Consider the following 1,436-nt stretch of genomic DNA (forward strand, 5'->3'; position numbering starts at 1 on the left):
GAGCTAGTGTCAAGAGTGGTGTATGAACAATTTGACGGCGATCGATTTCAAGCGGCGAGTTTCTGCTGAACCGGCCGATCGTCTTGCACCGGTTCGCCGTCCTTGAAGGCAACGCCCTCGAGCAACAGCTTGATCTTTTCTGGGCCGTTGATACGACGCCAGGTTTTCTCGGCTTCCTCGATCAGCTTGAATGCCAGTCCGAGGAAGGTTGGTCGCGATACGCAGTTACGCGTGCGCGTCGTACGGTGGCGCACCGTCGCGAACGTCGATTCAATCGCGTTCGTCGTGCGCAGATGCTGCCAATGTTCGGCAGGGAACTCGTAGAAAGCCAGCAAGCTCTCTCGGTCCTTTTTCAACGTCTCGCTCGCCTTCGGATATTTCGCCGCATAGATCGATACGAAACGATCGAACGCAGCGTACGCGTCGGCGCGAGTCGCGGCCATCCAGATCGCCTGCAGGTCAGCTTTGGCTTTGCCTTGCTGCGACTTCGGCAGCGCGTTCAGCACGTTGCCCATCTTGTGAAACCAACAGCGCTGGCCGCGTGTTGTCGGAAACACCTCTTCCAGGGCAGCCCAGAAGCCCATGGCGCCGTCGCCGACCGCCAACCGTGGGCCTGCCTTTAGACCGCGCTTTTTCAGGTCGAGCAGCAGCTCCAGCCACGACGCTTTTGTCTCGCGATACCCATCGCCGATCGCCACACGCTCTTTGCTCCCGTCCGGTTTCACGCCGATGATGACCAGCAAGCATTGCCCATCGGAGTTCTCGCTGCGCAGCCCCGTGTGAATGCCGTCGACCCACCAATAGACGTAGTGCGACTCAGACATATCACGCCGGCTCCACGCCACATGCTCGTCAGCCCATTGCGCCTTCAGCCGGCTCACCACGTTGGCCGACAAGCCCTTGGCGTCATCGCCCAGCAACACGCTCAACGCTTCGCCCATATCGCCCGTCGAGATGCCCTTCAGATACAGCCAGGGCAGCGCCGCGCTCACGCGAGGCGACTTCCTCACGTACGGCGGCACGATCGCCGAATTAAACTTCACGCCCGATCCCGATCGATCGCGTACCTTCGGCACCTTCACCGCGATCGGCCCAGCGGCCGTCAACACCTCGCGCTCTGGCAAGTAGCCGTTGCGCACGACGGCGCGTTGCCCTTGCAAAGTCTTGACGTTCGCGAACCGCTCCATCAGCTCTGACAGCTCCGCTTCGATTGCTTGTTGAATCACTTGCCGCGCCCCGTGACGAACCAATTCGTCCAAACCAAGCCCGACTCCCGATAGACCGACGACTGCTTTTTCCGTATCCTTGCTCATGGTGGATGGTTTGATTTTTTGCTGGTTTCCGACTTCGACAATCAGATTCTCAGCTGAAACCTCCACCGCTTTCAACTTCCCGCATCAACTCCCCCGTACACCAGATTCGACTTTAGCTCCCGC

1 protein-coding gene is annotated in these 1,436 nt (G+C 59.3%); it reads right to left on the reverse strand.

All coding sequences use genetic code 11. The features are described from left to right. Positions 1–47: 47 nt before the first annotated feature. Positions 48–1,313, reverse strand: a complete 1,266-nt coding sequence (locus tag GCT13_RS47680; protein WP_152768433.1) for an IS256 family transposase — start codon at positions 1,311–1,313, stop codon at positions 48–50. Between the last annotated feature and the right edge of the window lie 123 nt (positions 1,314–1,436).

The organism is Paraburkholderia franconis, from assembly GCF_009362735.1.
Lineage (GTDB): Bacteria > Pseudomonadota > Gammaproteobacteria > Burkholderiales > Burkholderiaceae > Paraburkholderia > Paraburkholderia franconis.